Source organism: Acinetobacter sp. P1(2023) (assembly GCF_028367635.1).
GTDB classification, from domain to species: domain Bacteria; phylum Pseudomonadota; class Gammaproteobacteria; order Pseudomonadales; family Moraxellaceae; genus Acinetobacter; species Acinetobacter pittii_E.
In genome coordinates, this window is record NZ_JAQNDD010000004.1 from 194,442 (window position 1) to 213,231 (window position 18,790).

Sequence of the window (18,790 nt, forward strand, 5' to 3'; positions counted from 1 at the left end):
TTTATCTAAAATTATTTTTTAATAGGAGTAATATCAAGATATTGCCAGTTTGTATTCATCATAGGATGGGGTTTAAAACCCTGAACTTGTGGCCGTACTAACCAGTTACGAATACGGGTTACATGAATAATCCATGGATTATCAGCTTCAATCTGGCGATTAAGCTTTTCGTAATATGGTAAGCGTTGTTGAGGCGGCAAGTGGATGGCCTGAGTATAAAGCGCATCATATGTTTTAGACTGATAACAAGCATGATTTCCCTGACCTGCATTGGGTCCATACAGTAATTGTGCAAAATTATCTCCCTCAGGATAGTCAGCAATCCATGCGCCACTCCAAATCATATATTTACATTGAGTTGCGGCTTTTAAGTTATCTGCAAAATTACTCACCTTAAAGTCAGCTCGAATGCCAATCGCATCTAAATTCTTTTTCCAGAGTTCGGAGTGGATAACTGAGGCCGAGCTATTTTCTGTATTAATTTTTAAAATTAAAGGTTTCCCGTTTGGCTGGGTTCTATAACCATCAGCACCTTTTTTATAACCATAATAATCAAGTAATTTATTTGCCAATAATGGATTGTACCCTACGCTACTTTTATATTTAGGGTTATAGCCATTTACACCTTCAGGTATAAAAATTTCTGCTCTAACTGCTTGCCCTTTATAAGCCTGTTTTATACTTTCTTTTTGATTGTACGATAAAGTAATTGCTCTACGCAGAGCTATCTTTTCCGGGTTAAAACCACCAATGACCGGATCACGCATGTTCATCATCGTATAGGTCATTTCGGGTTCCTTATATGGGAAGTGCTTAATTCCTCTTTTCTGAAAAGAAGTCTTAAGTTGATTTCCATCTAAAGCTTGCGGAACAGCATCTGCTGTAAGTCTATCAAAATCTAATTGACCAGACTGAAAAGCTAACCATCGTGACTGTTGTTCTTCAATAATACTGACTACCACCTTTCCAATTTGTGGCATGTTCTTTCCAGACATTTCCTTAACAAGCTGGTTATCCCAAGGTGTTCCTGTCGACTTAAAGTTCCAAACAAAACCACGATAATCTGGATTGGCAACCAACTCGACCTTACTTCTTGGAACATATTTACTTAACATGTAAGGACCAGTACCTACGGGATGCATACCAATACGGTCACCGTAATAATCGACAACCTCTTTAGCAACTCCGCCAAAAGTAATATAGGCAAGAATATAAGGAAAATTATAGTCTTGGCGAGTTAAGGTAAATCGTAAAGTATATCGATCAAGCGCTTTAAGCCCTGCAATGGGCGCAGCGTAATCAAATTTTCCAGTTTTCTTTGCTTGAGCTACAACTGCATCGGCCCCTACCAGTTTTCCATCCAGAAAAGAAACAGAAGGTGCTCTATTTTTCGGGTCTAGAATCCGTTTAATTGCATATACATAGTCTTCTGCCACAAGCTCACGGCGCTTACCTTTAAAAGCAGGGTCCGCAGTAAAATAAATACGGGGTTTAATTTTAAAAGTATAAACTTTTCCCTCTTGTTCAACTTTAGGCAGGCTTTCAGCCGTATAAGGGACTAACTGTAATGGGCTTGCTAAATAATCATATTTGAGTAAAGGCTCAAATATGGCTTCAGCAATACTCGCGCTATAGAAATTAGTAGTCTTGACCATATCGAAACCATCATCTGGGGCTTCATAGGCAACGTGCAAAATTTTGTTTGGTTGTGCTGGCGTAATTGCGTAAGCACAAGGGACTGATGTAATAGCCAGACTTAAAATGGCGAGCTTAAAAAATTTTAATTTCAAGTTCATACCCACGTAATTAGTTTTTTTAAAAGATATTATCCTTTTGAGTAACATCTAAATCTGCATAAGAAAAGTTCTTTTTCGACAGATAGGCCTATTTAGGTTTTAAAATTCACTTTCCTTTATCATCTTTTTATTTGATCAAATGGAAAAATAAACTCAAATACCTAGAGTTTTATAACTATTGAATATAAAGCGAATTTCATGCCATTTATTAATATCCATCTTAAAATATTTTAAAATATTAAAAATTCATATTTTTATTAGATACTTAAAAACATTTGAACTATATAAATAAAAGTAACTTTTTGCCAAATATTATATTCATATAAGTTAATCACCTCATACCTTAGATGCACAAATAAAATACATTAAAAATTAATTATGATCCACATTAGAACCAGCTTACTTTACACATAATTTTTAAATAATTTATTGATTAATAATTAAATTATAATTAAACCACATAACTATAGATATTATAACATTACCTATTGAAAAGCTCTAAAACGATACATTTTTATTTAATAAGCATGTGAAGAGTCTAGTAATGTATATTTTTTACACAAATAAATTTGAAACTTTTCGCCACCATCAATTTTTTTTCCAAATGGAAAATTTATTTTTATCTCAAAAAAGCTAAAGCACCCTACTCAATCACAATAAAATCAATATATATCAATATTTTGCATAAACTAAAAAAAGAAAAATATATAGTTGGCACTTGCTTTGCTTAAAAACTTTCCAGCAATATCGCTAACGACAACAAAAAGGGATCAAATCCACGATGAAAAAAAAATACAATGTTCGATCTCAGGTAACCCCCAAGATTGGCAAAACAATTCTTAAATTAAGCACCCTTAGTTTAAGCATGATGTGTCTTACCATGGCACAAGCAGCAGAAACAGAACAATCAAGTACCGATGAAAAACCAACAAAAGTCGTAAAAGTTGCGGTGACAGGTTCTTCAATTAAAGGGGTTGCAGCACAAAGTGCTTCGCCCATTACTATCGTAAAAGTTGACGAAATTTTAAAACAAGGGGTGACAACAACCGAAGAGGCCTTAGCAAAAATCAGTGCAAATCAATCAAGTTTTGTTACTGCGCAAAATGTAGGCGCTAGTGGAACTGTAGGGTCAGCAGCAGATCTCCGAGGAATTGGTGCCAATAAAACCTTAATCTTACTTAATGGTCGTCGGTTGGCTGCAAATGCATATGATAGCGGCGTCACAAACTTAAATATTATTCCACTCGCTATGTTAGATCGCATTGAGGTCTTACGAGATGGAGCATCAGCAATTTATGGTACAGATGCGATTGGTGGTGTAATCAACTTCATTACTAAAAAACAATTTACTGGTTTAAACATCAGTGGAGGTTTGACACAACCAGAGCAAAATGGGGGGGATACACAAGATGTAAGCGTATTTGGTGGTTATGGTGATCTTGATGAAAATGGCTTCAATATCTTTGGTGTCGTTGATTATCGACATGGCAACGATGTTATGGCTAAAGATCGTAAAGTTAGTAAACGCGGAGGATTATTGCCAGAGTTAGGTATTACAAAAGGTAGTAGTGGTAGTTTTCCTGCTAACTTTTATGACACAAAAACTGGTACCGAAGGAAACCCATATGCAGCAACTGGATGCGGGAATAACCCGCTCGTGTACGCTCAAGGTGGATTCTGCCGCTATAACAGTCAAGCAGTGATTGGAATTGTTCCAAAAACTGAAGATATCTCAGCATTGGGACGCGCTACTTTTAAGCTAAATGACAATTTAAATGCTGTAGCAGAATATGTTTACGCACGCAATGAAATTACTACTTCTGTCGCTCCAGACGTTTTCTTCGATTTAACATTGAATCCTGATAGTAAATATTATCCAGGTAATGGAATTACACCTGCTATGAATAAAGTCAGTGGCCCACTTGAACTTTATATTCGTTCTCAAGCTGGTAATCGTGTTAGTTCTAGTATTAATGAGTCACATCGAATATTCGGTGGTTTAGAAGGCGAAGCTTATGGTTGGGATATCAATACCGGTATTACTTATGCTCATAGCGAAGCAGAAGACCGGCTAAACAGTGGATATCTTAACTACAAAAAAACTCAAGAAGCTTTAAATAATGGGATTTTAAACCCTTTTGGACCACAAGCACCAGAAGATGCGGGTTTATGGGATACACTGGGCGTAACTGGTACTTATTTAAAAGCAGATGTTGATTCAACTACTGTTGATTTCACTGCTAGTCGACCTATATTTACATTACCAGCAGGTGACGTTGGTTTTGCAGTAGGAGCTAGCTATCGCCATGATGAATGGACCTCAAACGTGGTTTCTGAAGTGGCTAGTCAAGCACCAAGTACAGGGGTTGATCCTGATGAACCTACAAATAAAGGAAAAAGAGATATTAAAGCAGTCTTTACTGAACTGCATATTCCATTACATAAAACATTAGAGGCTCAACTTGCAGCCCGTTACGATGATTATAGTGATTTCGGAGATACGTTTAATCCTAAATTCGCACTTCGCTGGGAACCAATTAAACAATTAATGTTTCGTACCTCTTATAGCACAGGATTTAGAGCACCAACTTTATGGGAAGTAAATGCTCCTAACTCTATAACAAATACTTCAGCTTACTATAATGATCCTGTACTTTGTCCGAATGGCCCTCCTAAAAATCCAGGAGATACTCTTCCACCTGGTGGTGTTGCCAGCCGTGATTGCGAAACCCAATTTGACCGCAAAAATGGAGGAAATAAAGATCTTGATCCTGAGGAATCAAAATCGTTTACAGCTGGTTTGGTTCTAGAACCAATTAAGAATTTAGTTCTAACTTTAGACTACTTTAATATTGAAGTTGAAAACCAAATAGCAGCATTACCTGAAGGTGATATTTTTAACAATCCAACAAAATATGCCGATAAGTTCGTACGTAATCCAGATGGAACACTTAATCATATCATTACAACTCAAGACAATATGGGTGACTTAAAAACTTCAGGAGTTGATGTAAGTTTAAACTATATAACACCAATGACAGCAACAGGTCGATTTGGTTTTGGAATTGATGGAACTTATGTCATTAAATATAAATATCAAAATGAAAAAGATGGGGAATGGATTAGTAGTTTAGGAGCATATATTGGAGATGCTCCAATTATTCGTTGGAAACATACTGCTAATTTATATTGGAATTACCAAAACTGGGGTGTAAATTTCCAACAACAATTCACTCGTGGTTACGATGACCAAAATTCAAGTTCTTCTGTTGCGGAAGGTTATCGCGATCATAAAGTAAGCGACTATACAATTTATAATATTTCAGGCACATACAAAGGCCTTAAAAATCTAGAAGTTACAGCAGGTATTAAGAATATCTTTGATGAAGACCCTCCTGCTTCAAATGTTGGTGATAACTTCCAAATGGGATATGACCCACGTTACGCAGATCCTTTAGGACGTACCTACTTTGTACGAGGTACATATAAGTTCTAAATGGCTGTTCTGCAAATATAACTCTCAACAGTTAGTTTGCAGAACAAATACTCATTCTTAGCCAAACAGTCATTTAAAAAATTGTTTGTCTACAGTTTCAGGAGTAACTATGGGCATGACTTTTACAGACATAGAAAATAAATCTGCCAAACGCCTAATTGGTATTGCAGCAGTCATTTTTCTGCATCTTCTTGTTGCCTATATTCTGATGTCAGGTTTAGCAAACAATATTCAAAAACCAGCAGAAAAACCTGTGGAATTACAAATTATTCAGGATATTAAGCCGCCGCCTCCTCCACCAAAACCGGAAGAGCCTAAACCAAAGGAAAAACCACCTGAGCCACCCAAAATGGTAGAAAAAGTTGCCAAGGTTCCAGAGCCGCCTAAACAAGTAGAGAAAGTAGCAACACCGGTACAAAAAACGACACCAGTGGCTCAACCGACTAAAGTGGCTACCCCAGTTGCTGCGGCACCTAGCACTCCATCTCCAAGCCCTGTTGCTGCACCTACTCCAGTGGCTGCTGCGCCGGCACCAAAACCAGCTGGTGTAAGTCGTGGAGTTTCGGAAGGCTCTGCTGGCTGTGAAAAACCGGAATATCCCCGTGAAGCACTGATGAATGAAGAACAAGGTACAGTGCGTATACGTGTTTTGGTTGATACATCCGGCAAAGTCATTGATGCCAAAGTAAAAAAATCGAGTGGTAGCAAAATTTTAGATAAGGCGGCAACTAAAGCTTACAGCTTATGTACGTTCAAACCAGCAATGAAAGATGGTGTGCCTCAACAAGATTGGTATGAAATTGAATATCCATTCGTAATTGAATAAACAATTGAATTAGTAAGAAATTAAAAAATATTGGAGATATATGATGAAAAAATCAACTCAACCTTTAGTTCGTTTCGCTTCTGCAGGTCTAATCGCAGCTTGCTCGTTATTTCCATTAAGTTCAGTTTTCGCAGAAGAAACAAGCAATGCACCTGTAGCCACAGCAACCACTGAAGCCACATCAAATACAAATACTCCAACCCCACCACCGAAGCCCGCAACGAGTGAAACTGTTAAAAATCCTTATGGTCTAGAAGCCCTTTGGCGTGAAGGTGACTTAGTTGCTAAGTCTACATTATTTATTTTAGTACTCATGTCGATTGGAACTTGGTACATCATCATTTCTAAACTATTGCAGCAAGGTAAAGTCAAACGCCAAGGCAAAGAAGCTGAAAAACATTTCTGGGAGGCTACTTCCCTTGATAATGCGGCAGAAGGTTTAGAACAAAGTAGTGCTTATCGCTTTATTGCAGAAAAAGGCATTAATTCAACTAAATCACACGGCGGTTCTTTACTTGAACGAATCGATTTTAATACATGGGTAAGCATTTCTATCCAACGCGCAATTGAAAAAATACAAAATCATTTAGGTGGTGGTTTAGCCTTTTTAGCAACTGTAGGTTCTACGGCACCTTTCGTGGGCCTATTCGGAACAGTCTGGGGAATCTATCATGCTTTAACAGCTATCGGGATTTCAGGTCAGGCGTCTATTGATAAAGTTGCAGGACCTGTCGGTGAAGCTTTAATTATGACGGCTATTGGTCTTGCAGTCGCAGTACCTGCTGTACTGGGATACAACTGGCTTACTCGCCGCAATAAAGCTGTTATGGAAAATGTCCGTTCATTTGGCTCAGATTTACACGCGGTTTTATTAAGTGGAGAAATTAATACCAATAATTCAGTTAACCGTAATATTAAATAATCAGGAGCAAACATTATGGGTATAAGTCTTGGTTCTGAAGACGATGACGAAATGATTGGAACAATTAACACGACACCTCTGGTAGATGTCATGTTGGTTTTACTTATTATTTTTCTTATTACTATTCCAGTAGTTACACACACGGTTCCAGTGAAACTACCAGAAGAAAAAAATACTCCGTACGCAACCACGCCTGAAAATATTCAACTCTCAGTCAATAAGACAGGAGATATTTTCTGGAACGAAAGTTATGTACAGAATAAAGAAATATTGTTGGCAAAATTACAAGCCGTGGCACAAAAAAGACCACAGCCTGAGGTGCATATTCGAGGAGATCAGCTTACCCATTTTGAAGCGATAGATCAGGTCATTAGTACGACCAAACAAGCTGGTATTGGCAAAATTGCATTTGTTACTACCCCTCCAGCCTCCCAGTAATTATTTAAGGAGAATTTTATGGGTATGAATGTCGGTTCAAATAATGATGACGATGTAATGTTGGAAGTCAATATGACACCGCTTATTGATGTCATGCTGGTACTTATTATTATGTTTATTATTACTATACCTGCACCAAACAACGCGATTAATATTAATTTGCCAAACGGCACACCGCCACCAACAAATGAAAAGCCACCTGAAGTGATTGATGTAAGAATTGATGCAGCAGGCAAAGTATTTTGGAATAACCAAGAGGTTTCTGACCGCAAGGCTCTAGAGACTTTATTTCAAGGTGTTGTTGCCAAAAAAGATCAAGACCAGATCAAACTCAAACCAGACCAGATGGTTGAATATAAAAATGTAGCGATGGTCATGGCTACAGCACAGCGTTTAGGTGTCACTAAAATTGGAATTGTGAGTAATAATTAAGTCATACATTTAATTTATTCTTTCAAATAAAAAAGCCTCCGAAGAGGCTTTTTTTATAACAGGTTAAAATTAGTCACCTGTATAACCTTTTAACTTCAAACGAGCAGCGTGTAGTAACGGTTCAGTATAACCTGAAGGTTGTTCACAACCTTTAAAGATAAGGTCAGAAGCTGCTTGGAAAGCAATATTCGTTTCAAAGTTAGCTGCCATTGGTTTATACAATGGGTCATTCGCATTTTGCTCATCAACAATTTTTGCCATACGTTTCAGCACTTCTTCAACTTGTTCACGAGTCACAATACCGTGACGTAACCAGTTCGCAACGTGTTGGGAAGAAATACGTAATGTTGCTCGGTCTTCCATTAAGCCCACGTTGTTAATATCAGGAACTTTTGAACAACCCACACCTAAGTCAACCCAACGAACAACATAACCTAAAATACCTTGGCAGTTATTTTCAAGCTCATTGTTAATCTCTTCTGCTGACCAGTTTGTTTCTGGTGCAAATGGAGGAGTTAACAAGTCATCTAATGACAACATTTCTTCAGCTTTTAACTGATCTTGACGTGCTTTTACATTCACTTGATGGTAATGCATCGCATGAAGTACTGCACCAGTTGGTGATGGAACCCAAGCACATGAAGCACCCGCATTTGGATGTGCAGCTTTAGTTGCCAACATATCTTTCATGCTATCTGGTTTTGGCCACATGCCTTTACCAATCTGTGCTTTACCTTGTAAACCACATTTCAAACCAATTGCAACGTTACGGTTTTCGTAAGCAGCAATCCATTTTTGTGTTTTGACAGCTTCTTTACGAACAACCGGCGCAGCTTCCATAGAAGTATGGATTTCATCACCTGTACGGTCCATGAAACCAGTATTAATAAAGATCGTACGGTCTTTAGCAGCAGCAATACAGTTTTTCAAGTTTACAGATGTACGGCGCTCTTCATCCATAATACCGATTTTTAACGATTTAGGTGGCAACCCAATCGCCTGTTCAGCACGTTCAAATAGCTCTACAGCAAACGCAACTTCTTCTGGTCCATGCATTTTTGGCTTAACAATATACATAGAACCTTTGCGTGAGTTCTTATTTTCGTTTGTACTACGGATATCAGCAATTGATAACAATGGCGTTACCAATGCATCCATAATACCTTCAAAAATCTCTTCGCCATCTACTAAAATAGCTGGGTTAGTCATTAAGTGACCTACGTTACGAAGTAACATAAGTGAACGACCATGAAGTTTTGTAGTTCCACCAATTAAGTTTTTAATTTCGCGATCTTTATTTAAATCACGAACAATCGTTTTACCATTCTTTTCGATAGATTCTTGAAGCGTACCCTTCATTAAACCTAACCAGTTACGGTAACCTTCAACTTTTTCTTCTGCATCCACAGCCGCAACGGAATCTTCCAAATCTTGAATTGTGGTTACTGCCGCTTCAAATGTTAAATCTTTAACACCCGCTAAATCAGTTTGTCCAATTGGGCTAGATGGGTCGATTTCAATAATGACATGAAGACCATTGCTTAATAGTACGACTTCTGAAGGATTTGCTTCTTCACCGTTGAAACCAACGAACTGAGCTTCATGAGCTAAACCTGTTTTTGAACCATCTTTCAAAGTTACAACAAGTTTATTTTGCTCAATCGCATATTTTGTTGCGTCTGCATGTGAGCCTTGCGCAAGTGGGAAAACTTCATTTAAGAAATTTTTAGCAAACTCAATAACTTTTGCACCGCGTACAGGGTTATATCCTTTGCCTTTTTCAGCTCCACCTTCTTCAGAAATTACATCGAAGCCGTAAAGTGCATCATATAAAGAACCCCAACGAGCATTTGCTGCATTTAAGCAATAACGTGCATTACGTACAGGTACAACTAACTGTGGCCCTGCCAACAACGCAATTTCTTCATCAACATTTTCAGTTGTGATTTGGAAGTCTTCAACTTCCGGTAATAAATAACCAATTTCAGTTAAGAACGCTTTATAAGCACCTAATTCAAATTTGTTGTTACGGTGCCATTCATCAATTTTTGCTTGTAATTCATCACGCTTAGCCAATAATGCTTTATTTTTTGGGCTAAGATCGACAACAACTTGCTCAAAGTTCTTCCAGTAAGTTTCACTATCTAAACCAGAACCTGGTAAAGCTTCATTTTCGATAAAATCGTAAAGTTCTTTAGCAATCGCTAACTTGCCTTTTTGAATACGTGCAGTCATTGTCTTTCCTGAAGTTGCTACTTTTTATACCAAGAGAATCCTAGTATACCGATTTAAATTAAGCTGAATACTAATATCACATTCCTAAATAGTAAGCATTTTCCCTTGTAAAACTATTGACAAAGATAAATTTTTCTATAAAGGAAATATTAAAATTCTAACTAGGATTCCCAACAATTTATTCAATATTTAAAGATACTGAAACTAGACTTTTTGTTAACAGACAAAAAATTTCACTATCTTGTTTTTCTAAAGCGTATTTAGTTATATCAAACTTTACAGTGCGAAAAAGCACTATTTAACTAAATTTATCAATTTTTGTTGTAAAAAAAGCGCCCTGTTTAGAGCGCTTTTTATATCTATTTTTTTATGCGTTTTTAGTATCATCAATATGACGATGTTCAGAATGTAAATATTCGTCAGATTGCATTTCGAGTAACCGTGAACGCGTACGCTCAATTTCAAATGCTAATTTTTCACCCTGATAAATATCAATAATACTATCTTGAGACGTTAAAAGTAATTTCACACCTCGATCATAGAATTCATCGACTAGGTAAATAAAACGACGTGTACCTTCTGACAAGAAATCTGTCAAATGAGGAACATTACTGACTAGAACCGTATTATAAATATTTGCAATTTCAATAAAATCTGCTGGGCTACGTGGTTTAAAGCAGAGTTCAGAAAACTCACACCACAACACGTCTTCTGTATGTCCGAGTGTCTCAACAACACGGTTATTAATCACAATCGGCTCTTGAGAATGAGCTTGTGTATGAGTTAATGCATTAAAGCGCTCTGACATCCAGTTTTGTGCTTCATTACTTAATGGTGATTTAAATAATTGAGCCTGTTTTAGTACACGTAGACGATAGTCCACGCCCGCATCTACATTTAAAACAGCACAGTTCTTTTTAACCATTTCAATTGTTGGTAAGAAGCGATCGCGATGAATACCGTTTTTATATAAGCCATCTGGGGCAATATTTGATGTTGCAATTAATGTCACACCGCGGACAAATAATTTTTGGAATAAATCACTCAAGATCATTGCATCTGTTACGTTTGATACAAAGAATTCATCAAAACAGATAACAACAGCATCTTTATAAATTTGGTCAGCTACAATTTCAAGCGGATTACGTTGGCCTGAAAGCTTATTTAGCTCTTTATGAACATGTTGCATGAAATGATGAAAATGCATACGCGTTTTACGGCGAAATGGCACAGACTCGTAAAATTGATCCATCAGCCAAGTTTTTCCACGACCTACTCCGCCCCACATATATACACCCTTAGGTGAAGTTTGGCGACGAAAACGACGGAAAGCTTTTTTAGAGGCTTTATAACGGTTTAAAAGTTCCTTCCATACGCGATCTAATTCTTGCACTGCCTGTGCTTGCGCTTCATCTGCCATAAATTGGCCTGAAGCTAAAGCCTCAGCATAGCGTTCTGCTGGGGAAGAAGGAGTGAATGCAGTACTATGAGAAGATTTTAAATTTAACATATCGTTTTATTTCAATTTTAACTGATGAGAGTATAGCGAACATTTTGTTCAACCACATTAGCTTTTAGCATCAAGAGTTACGACGATGACTCTTTTGCATATTGTCGAGGACTCTGTCCAAACCATCGTTTAAAAGCATGATTAAATGCCGCTGGTTCAGAATAGCCGAGTAATTCGGCAACGACCTCTATTGAGTATTCCCTATATTCCATAAGCTTCAATGCCTTATTCTTGATAATTTGTTCACGAATTTGCTTATAACTCGTATTTAGCTGTTGCAATTGATGCCTTAATGTCCTTTCAGGCATTTTCAATGCAAAAGCCGTTTCTGCCATGCTCGGGATAATTCCTTGTTGCAACTCAAGATAATCTTGTACACATTGTATGATATGTGGTGTTTGATGATCTTGTTGACTTAATCTTGTTATCTCTGCAATACATTTTGATTCATAAATACGATGTGTAATGATATCGGCAGAAGGAATCTTGATTTCAAGTACATCCTTACTTAGGCTAAACGCCGCATATTTACCATTAAAATGCACATCTTCGCCATAATATGCAAAATAGCGAGATAGAGTATCTGAGTCAGTTGGTTTTTCAAATGGAAGTTCTATACGCATCGTAGGCATTTGTAATCCCATCATCGTATAAATATCTTGAATAAACTTATAAGTCCCCGAGACTTCGCATTGTGCCCGTAACTGACCAATTTCAGTTTTCAAATCAACAGGCAAATAATTTAGAATGGTGCGCTCATCAGTTTCGTATAAACCTAAGCTACCAAATAAGTGAGTAAGTTTTTGATATTTTATACCTTTATTTAAAGCAGTTTGAATATCATGACTTGTAACAAGCAACATAAGCAAGGGTCCATACCCTGCTAAAGCGTAATGCTGTCCAATAAACAACCCCTTTTCAGGCTCAACATTTTTACTAATAATTTGTTGAATATCCCATTCAAGACGATCATGAATTGTAGAACTTGGGTCTAAAGCATCAACTTTAATACCTATATCGGCCAAACGTGAGTCGACATCAATGCCAGCGTTGCGCATTCCTTGAATTAAATAGATTAAACCAAGTATCGACCGTTTCATTCTTCTATCAATTTCCCTAGACTGAAATGTTTTACTATAAAGAAGCAAGAAAATTAATTGCCTAATCTATCAATTTTCACGTCGATACAATCATGTTTAAACTGATCAAAAAACGTTAGTCTTGCGTGCAATCCTCTTTTCAGCTTATGCAGGGTTTCCAATGCTAAACGCAAAGCAAGATGCTATTCAAAAAACTAAAATCGCTATTATTGGGGCTGGATTTGGTGGCCTAGCAATGGCAATCCGTTTACTACAAAATCAACAGCATGACTTTGTTATTTTAGAAAAATCAAATGATGTTGGTGGAACTTGGCGAGAAAATCGCTATCCAGGTGCAGCGTGTGATGTTCAATCTCATATGTATTCCTTGTCTTTTGCACCAAAGACCGATTGGACCAAACGCTATGCTGAAGGTCCAGAAATTTTTGAATATATTCAGAATATTACAGAAAAATATAAAATTAAAAATTACTGTAAGTTTAAGCATGACGTAACTCATGTCCAATATAATGAAACACGTCATGTGTGGACTCTAGATTTTAAGGACCAGCCTTCTATAGAAGCTCAATTTGTAGTTTTTGCCTCAGGTCCCTTACACATTCCCCAAATTCCTCCTATCAAAGGAATCGAAAAATTCAAAGGGAAAGTATTTCATTCCTCACAATGGGAATACGACTATAACTTGAACGGCAAGTCAGTCGCATCTATTGGTACGGGCGGCAGTGCGATACAATATATTCCTGAAATAGCTAAAGATGTTAAACAACTTTATGTATTTCAAAGAACGGCTGCGTGGGTCATACCGCGAGATGAGCGCAAATATTCAAGCTTAAGTAAAGCATTATTCAAATCTTCAAATATTTATCGCCAAATTCATCGTAGTCGTCTTTACTGGAGTAATGAATCTCGCGTTGTGCCAATTGTTCAACCTCAAATCATGAAATATGGCCAAAAATTGGCAGAAGCATTCATACGTTTTCAAGTCAAAGATAAAGAGCTAGCGAAAAAACTCACACCTGACTTCGTCATGGGATGTAAACGTATTCTTATCTCAAATAAATACTTTCCTACCTTTAACCGAAAAAATGTTGAGTTAGTCACTGATAGCATTCAAGAGATTAAAGAAAACAGTATTATTACTAAAGATGGTAAAGAACGACCTATTGATTGTTTAATTTACGGTACAGGTTTTATTACTGACCCACGTATTTATTTAAAACATTTCACCTGTATTGGACGCAATCAAATCGAGCTAAAACAAGCTTGGAAAGATGGTGCAGAAAGTTATTATGGAATAATGACCAAGAATTTTCCTAACCTATTCCAACTCGTCGGGCCAAATACTGTTTTAGGTCATAATTCGATTATTTTTATGATTGAATCTCAAGTAAATTACATTTTACAGCTTATTCAACTTGTAAAAAAATCTGGTCAACAAGCAATTGAGATTAAACCAGAAGTTCAAGACGCTTTTAATGAACGTGTTCAAAAGCAGCTTCAAGGAACTGTATGGCAAGCTGGTGGTTGTAGTAGCTGGTATCAATCTGCCGATGGAAAGAACTTTTCTCTATGGCCAACTTACACATGGAAGTATTGGTTAGAAACACGTAAAGTTAAGTCCAAAGATTACTTACTTTTAAATAAAAATTCACAGAGCTATGCAGCTTAAAATATTCAAGACATAATAGGTAGGTTGATAACAATCTATCTATTATATGCAATCCTTTTATCTCATCATTCAAATATTTTTAGCACTTGCTTCCGGTTATTTTTTAGCTCCAAAACTATCTCTAAATATCCGACACTTCATATTTAAAATACTTCCCTATTTTTCTTATATTCTCTTAGCGAGTGTAGCTTTAGAATTAACATTGGCCCTTGACCAAATTGAGAATCCTTCTGCCATACTCCCACCAGCGATTATTATTGCTCTTACAACATCTTTCGGTTCTTTCTTTACCTGTTTATTGGCCTATACAATTTTTGATAAACAAAGTGTTAAAGGGAAAATCTCACTTCAGCTTTTTGTAAATGCTTTAAAAAATATTGCAAAAGCTTTTTTTGCATTAGGGATAGGTGTTTTATTGGGAGCTATTGCCACTCAATTCAACTCACATATGGCATTTAATAGTTGGTATTTATTATTACTATTTATTTTCTTAATTGGTATTGAACTTGCCTTCACTCATTTTAACCGTACATGGTTAAGCTGGAAAATTTTAATTGTACCTTTAGCTGCTTTTCTAGGGTCATGTATAGCGGGCTTTTTGAATTACTATTTACTTCACAAGCATTTTACACTTAATGAAACTTTAGCTTTAGCACAAGGTTATGGCTGGTATTCAATGTCAGGGATCTTATTTACGCAATTACATTCAGCAGAGTTGGGTGGAATCGCCTTATTAACTGACTTATTTAGAGAAATTGTTGCTATTTTTCTAATGTATACCATGGGTTGGCGTTTTCCACGCCCTGCTATCTCAAGCGCTGGCGCAACGTCAATGGATGTTACCTTAGCAATGGTAAAACAGTCATGCGGTACACATTATGTACCACATGCCATGATGAGTGGCTTATTATTAAGCCTACTCGCCCCGTTGTTAATTAGCTTATTCCTAAATCTTTAGGCAATTGAAGCCAAAATAGATTTCAACATTTCTGTTGGGTTTTCTGCTTTAGTAATCGGTCGACCAATAACCAGATGTGTAGAACCATCAAGCATAGCTTGCTTTGGAGTCACAATACGTTTTTGGTCGTCTGCATTAGAACCCTCTGGGCGAATTCCTGGTGTTACCAAAGAGAAGTCTTGCCCGATCAATTCACGAAGAATCTTAGCTTCTTGAGCAGAACAAACCACCCCATCCAAGCCACTTTCTTTAGTTAATTGAGCTAAGCGCTTCACATGCTCTACAGGTTCAATATCTAAACCAATATCTTTTAAATCTTCACGGCCCATTGATGTGAGTACTGTCACAGCAATAAGTTGAGTTTGATAGTTACCTGCTTTTAAACGTTCAACACAGGTTTCCATCATTTTACGACCACCTGAAGCATGAACATTTACCATCCATACGCCTAAATCAGCTGCCGCACAAACAGCTTGAGCTGTAGTATTAGGAATATCGTGAAATTTAAGGTCTAGGAAAACTTCAAAATTTTGTTCTTGCAGTTTTTTTACAACAGATGGGCCTTCATGAGTAAAAAGCTCTTTACCTACTTTTACACGGCACAAAGTAGGGTCAAGCTGTTCAACAATTTTTAAAGCGTCATATTGGCTTTTTGCATCTAACGCAACAATGATACTCAAGAGACTTTCTTCCATCATATAAAATCAGCGTTATTATAATAGACAAATCATGAAGGAATAAAGGAATGTAGATGCTCGCTTTCCAAATTTAAAAGCGATAAGACTAAAAGAGTTTATATTTAGAAGAATAAAAGAAGAACGGATTAAATTAGAGAGATACTACTCTTTACTCATCAATAAAGAGTAGTACGGGGATTATAGCGGAGTAGAATTTTTATCTTGCGGATAAATATCTACAACGGTTTTTTCATGTCTTACATTTGCAGCTGCTTCTGCTGCTGCTAATTGAGCACTTTGGATTTGTTCTTTTCTTAAATGTTCAATATCTTTACGCAGGCGTTTAATTTCCCAACCTTTTTGGAATACTCTGAAAACCTGTACACCTAGTAAAAGACCGACCACTGTTCCTAGTACTAATGTGAGTAGCAATAATAAGCCTAAACGCATAGCAGGAACTTGAGTAAACAACAAATCAACAGAAAGCTCTGTTGGATTTTGCAAAACAAGTGCTAAAGAATAGCCAAATACAACAATAAGCAATGCAATTAAAATATAACGCATAGGCACCCCGACTTATAAATTTTATTTATTTCCCAGATTCGTTTACAGCATCACGAAGGGCTTTTCCGGGTTTGAAATGTGGAACAGCTTTAGCTGCAACTTCAACTGATTTTCCTGTTTTAGGATTGCGACCAACTCTTGGATCACGGTGGTGTAAAGCAAAGCTACCAAAACCACGGATTTCAATTCGATTATCAGTTGATAGTGCTTCTATCATTTGATCAATCATAATTTTAACCGCCTCTTCCACCAAAGGTTCAGCTAAGTGTGGGTTTTTTAGCGCAATGCGTTCAATCAAATCAGACTTATTAAGAGCTTCAGTAGTCATCTACGACCTCGTTATTTATTGCTACTCTATGTCGTTCGATAATAACCTGTTTAAATACAAAACGGTAGCGCAGTATGTTGAATACTAGGCTACCGTTTACAGTAATTTGTATAAAAAGTACAATTCCGTTACATGAAACTGTACTTTGTTAACTTATTACTTCATTTGTGCTTTGATCAAGTCACCAATAGTCTTAGGACCATTGTCTTGACTTGTTGTTGCTGTACGCAAGCTAGCAACTGCTTCTTTCTCTTCAGCTTCGTCTTTCGCTTTGATAGACAAGTTGATAGAGCGAGATTTACGATCAACGTTAATGATCTTCGCTTCAACTTCTTGACCAACTTCTAAGAATTTAGTCGCATCTTCTACGCGGTCACGGTTGATTTCAGAAGCTTTAAGAGTTGCTTCAACTTCGTCAGCTAACTTAACAGTTGCGCCACGAGCATCAACTGCAGTTACAGTACCTTTAACTAAAGCACCACGTTCGTTAGCAGCTAAGAAGTCATTGAACGGATCGCTGTTCAATTGCTTGATACCAAGGCTGATACGGTTACCTTCAGCGTCTACAGACAAGATAACAGCTTCAACAGTGTCACCTTTCTTGTAACGACGAATAGCTTCTTCACCTTGCTCGTTCCAAGAGATATCAGACAAGTGTACTAAACCGTCGATACCGCCGTTCAAGCCAATGAAGATACCAAAGTCAGTGATAGACTTGATAGTACCAGATACTTTTTCGCCTTTCTCATGAGCTTTAGCAAACTCTTCCCATGGGTTAGCACGAGTTTGTTTGATACCAAGGCTGATACGACGACGTTCTTCATCAACTTCAAGAACCATAACGTCAACTTCATCACCAATCTGAACAACTTTAGATGGGTGGATGTTTTTGTTAGTGTGGTCCATTTCAGAAACGTGAACTAAACCTTCAACGCCTTCAGCGATTTCAGCGAAACAGCCGTAGTCAGTTAAGTTAGTTACGCGAGCTTTAACGATAGAACCTTTAGGGTAACGGCTCATGATCGCTAACCATGGATCTTCGCCTAATTGTTTAAGGCCTAAAGATACGCGGTTACGTTCACGGTCAAATTTAAGTACTTTAACAGTAACTTCTTGACCAACTTCAACAACTTCTGAAGGGTGCTTGATACGCTTCCAAGCCATATCTGTGATATGTAGAAGACCATCAATACCGCCAAGATCAACGAATGCACCGTAATCAGTAAGGTTTTTGATAGTACCTGTAACTGTTTGACCTTCTTCAAGTTGAGCAAGTAATGCTTCACGGTCAGCTGAAGATTCAGCTTCCATAACAGCACGACGAGATACAACAACGTTATTACGTTTAGCATCAAGTTTGATTACTTTGAACTCTAACTCTTTACCTTCAAGGTGAGTAGTGTCACGGATAGGACGAGTGTCAACTAATGAACCTGGTAAGAATGCACGAACAGGACCGATGTCAACAGTGAAACCGCCTTTAACTTTACCAGAGATAACACCAGTAACGATTTCGCCATCTTCAAAGATTTTTTCAAGTTTAGTCCAAGTTTCAGCACGCTTAGCTTTTTCACGTGATAAAACTGTTTGACCCATACCGTTGTCAAGAGCTTCAACAACTACGTCAACAGTATCACCAACCTGAACTTCAAGTTCACGTTGTTCATTTAAAAATTCAGCACGGTCAACAATGCCTTCAGACTTTAGGCCAGTGTCAACAGTTACCCAGTCGCTATCGATGTTTACAACAACACCTTGGATGACTGCACCCTTTTCAACGTTGAGGTTTAATTCACTTTCTTCAAAGAGGGCTGCAAAAGATTCGGTCATGATATACCT

At 37.3% G+C, this 18,790-nt stretch carries 15 protein-coding genes and 1 pseudogene; 8 read left to right on the forward strand and 8 right to left on the reverse strand.

Features of this window, described 5'->3' with window-relative positions; genetic code table 11:
• Positions 1-11: 11 nt before the first annotated feature.
• The gene (locus POD11_RS07935; RefSeq protein ID WP_262456879.1) at positions 12-1,802 is read right to left on the reverse strand and encodes an ABC transporter substrate-binding protein; all 1,791 of its coding nucleotides are present in this window, start codon (positions 1,800-1,802) and stop codon (positions 12-14) included.
• 159 nt (positions 1,803-1,961) lie between these two features.
• Here POD11_RS07935 and POD11_RS07940 point away from each other — a divergent pair.
• From POD11_RS07940 to POD11_RS07965, 6 genes and pseudogenes are all read left to right on the forward strand, one after another.
• Positions 1,962-2,030 (forward strand): annotated as a pseudogene (locus tag POD11_RS07940) (hypothetical protein); the annotation flags it as partial.
• Between the two features lie 547 nt (positions 2,031-2,577).
• Positions 2,578-5,292: a TonB-dependent receptor gene (locus POD11_RS07945; RefSeq protein ID WP_262456880.1), complete on the forward strand. Its 2,715-nt coding sequence runs from the start codon at positions 2,578-2,580 to the stop codon at positions 5,290-5,292.
• Positions 5,293-5,401: 109 nt separating this feature from the next.
• Positions 5,402-6,118, forward strand: a complete 717-nt coding sequence (locus POD11_RS07950; protein ID WP_262456881.1) for an energy transducer TonB — start codon at positions 5,402-5,404, stop codon at positions 6,116-6,118.
• A gap of 40 nt (positions 6,119-6,158) precedes the next feature.
• Positions 6,159-7,040, forward strand: coding sequence for a MotA/TolQ/ExbB proton channel family protein (locus POD11_RS07955; protein WP_262456882.1), 882 nt, complete (start codon positions 6,159-6,161; stop codon positions 7,038-7,040).
• Between the two features lie 15 nt (positions 7,041-7,055).
• On the forward strand, positions 7,056-7,478 hold the full coding sequence (locus tag POD11_RS07960) for an ExbD/TolR family protein (protein WP_262456883.1): 423 nt from the start codon (positions 7,056-7,058) through the stop codon (positions 7,476-7,478).
• Between the two features lie 18 nt (positions 7,479-7,496).
• Positions 7,497-7,910: an ExbD/TolR family protein gene (locus POD11_RS07965; RefSeq protein WP_262456884.1), complete on the forward strand. Its 414-nt coding sequence runs from the start codon at positions 7,497-7,499 to the stop codon at positions 7,908-7,910.
• Between the two features lie 69 nt (positions 7,911-7,979).
• Here POD11_RS07965 and POD11_RS07970 read toward each other — a convergent pair whose 3' ends face one another.
• From POD11_RS07970 to POD11_RS07980, 3 genes are all read right to left on the reverse strand, one after another.
• A complete protein-coding gene (locus POD11_RS07970) occupies positions 7,980-10,145 on the reverse strand; it encodes a malate synthase G (protein WP_262456885.1) in 2,166 nt (721 codons plus the stop codon).
• 367 nt (positions 10,146-10,512) lie between these two features.
• Positions 10,513-11,655 (reverse strand): cell division protein ZapE, encoded by a 1,143-nt coding sequence (gene zapE, locus POD11_RS07975; protein ID WP_057076148.1) that lies wholly within the window; start codon positions 11,653-11,655, stop codon positions 10,513-10,515.
• Positions 11,656-11,732: 77 nt separating this feature from the next.
• On the reverse strand, positions 11,733-12,755 hold the full coding sequence (locus POD11_RS07980) for an AraC family transcriptional regulator (RefSeq protein WP_262456886.1): 1,023 nt from the start codon (positions 12,753-12,755) through the stop codon (positions 11,733-11,735).
• Positions 12,756-12,876: 121 nt separating this feature from the next.
• Here POD11_RS07980 and POD11_RS07985 point away from each other — a divergent pair, with 121 nt between their 5' ends.
• Both POD11_RS07985 and POD11_RS07990 read left to right on the forward strand, forming a co-directional pair.
• Entirely contained in the window at positions 12,877-14,424 is a 1,548-nt protein-coding gene (locus POD11_RS07985; protein ID WP_262456887.1) for a flavin-containing monooxygenase, read from the forward strand.
• Positions 14,425-14,470: 46 nt separating this feature from the next.
• A complete protein-coding gene (locus POD11_RS07990; protein ID WP_239968323.1) occupies positions 14,471-15,382 on the forward strand; it encodes a lysine exporter LysO family protein in 912 nt (303 codons plus the stop codon).
• On the opposite strand, the gene pyrF is transcribed toward POD11_RS07990, so the two are convergent.
• The 4 genes from pyrF to rpsA all read right to left on the reverse strand — a co-directional run bounded on the left by pyrF (position 15,379) and on the right by rpsA (position 18,781).
• On the reverse strand, positions 15,379-16,077 hold the full coding sequence (gene pyrF, locus POD11_RS07995) for an orotidine-5'-phosphate decarboxylase (RefSeq protein WP_262456995.1): 699 nt from the start codon (positions 16,075-16,077) through the stop codon (positions 15,379-15,381). The two genes, POD11_RS07990 and pyrF, sit on opposite strands and share 4 nt — an antisense overlap.
• A gap of 180 nt (positions 16,078-16,257) precedes the next feature.
• Positions 16,258-16,623: a lipopolysaccharide assembly protein LapA domain-containing protein gene (locus tag POD11_RS08000; protein WP_016141186.1), complete on the reverse strand. Its 366-nt coding sequence runs from the start codon at positions 16,621-16,623 to the stop codon at positions 16,258-16,260.
• A gap of 25 nt (positions 16,624-16,648) precedes the next feature.
• Positions 16,649-16,951 carry an integration host factor subunit beta gene (locus POD11_RS08005; RefSeq protein WP_002121337.1) on the reverse strand — a complete coding sequence of 101 codons (303 nt, stop codon included), beginning with the start codon at positions 16,949-16,951 and terminating at the stop codon, positions 16,649-16,651.
• A gap of 156 nt (positions 16,952-17,107) precedes the next feature.
• On the reverse strand, positions 17,108-18,781 hold the full coding sequence (rpsA, locus tag POD11_RS08010; protein ID WP_002121348.1) for a 30S ribosomal protein S1: 1,674 nt from the start codon (positions 18,779-18,781) through the stop codon (positions 17,108-17,110).
• Positions 18,782-18,790 lie beyond the last annotated feature (9 nt).

Excerpts from the sequence above, each read along its gene's own strand:
- POD11_RS07945 (WP_262456880.1), top strand. The coding sequence starts at position 2,578 with ATGAAAAAAAAATACAATGTTCGATCTCAGGTAACCCCCAAGATTGGC.
- POD11_RS07950 (WP_262456881.1), top strand. The coding sequence starts at position 5,402 with ATGGGCATGACTTTTACAGACATAGAAAATAAATCTGCCAAACGCCTA.
- POD11_RS07955 (WP_262456882.1), top strand. The coding sequence starts at position 6,159 with ATGATGAAAAAATCAACTCAACCTTTAGTTCGTTTCGCTTCTGCAGGT.
- POD11_RS07960 (WP_262456883.1), top strand. The coding sequence starts at position 7,056 with ATGGGTATAAGTCTTGGTTCTGAAGACGATGACGAAATGATTGGAACA.
- POD11_RS07965 (WP_262456884.1), top strand. The coding sequence starts at position 7,497 with ATGGGTATGAATGTCGGTTCAAATAATGATGACGATGTAATGTTGGAA.
- POD11_RS07970 (WP_262456885.1), bottom strand. The coding sequence starts at position 10,145 with ATGACTGCACGTATTCAAAAAGGCAAGTTAGCGATTGCTAAAGAACTT.
- zapE (WP_057076148.1), bottom strand. The coding sequence starts at position 11,655 with ATGTTAAATTTAAAATCTTCTCATAGTACTGCATTCACTCCTTCTTCC.
- POD11_RS07980 (WP_262456886.1), bottom strand. The coding sequence starts at position 12,755 with ATGAAACGGTCGATACTTGGTTTAATCTATTTAATTCAAGGAATGCGC.
- POD11_RS07990 (WP_239968323.1), top strand. The coding sequence starts at position 14,471 with ATGCAATCCTTTTATCTCATCATTCAAATATTTTTAGCACTTGCTTCC.
- pyrF (WP_262456995.1), bottom strand. The coding sequence starts at position 16,077 with ATGGAAGAAAGTCTCTTGAGTATCATTGTTGCGTTAGATGCAAAAAGC.
- POD11_RS08000 (WP_016141186.1), bottom strand. The coding sequence starts at position 16,623 with ATGCGTTATATTTTAATTGCATTGCTTATTGTTGTATTTGGCTATTCT.
- POD11_RS08005 (WP_002121337.1), bottom strand. The coding sequence starts at position 16,951 with ATGACTACTGAAGCTCTTAATAAGTCTGATTTGATTGAACGCATTGCG.
- rpsA (WP_002121348.1), bottom strand. The coding sequence starts at position 18,781 with ATGACCGAATCTTTTGCAGCCCTCTTTGAAGAAAGTGAATTAAACCTC.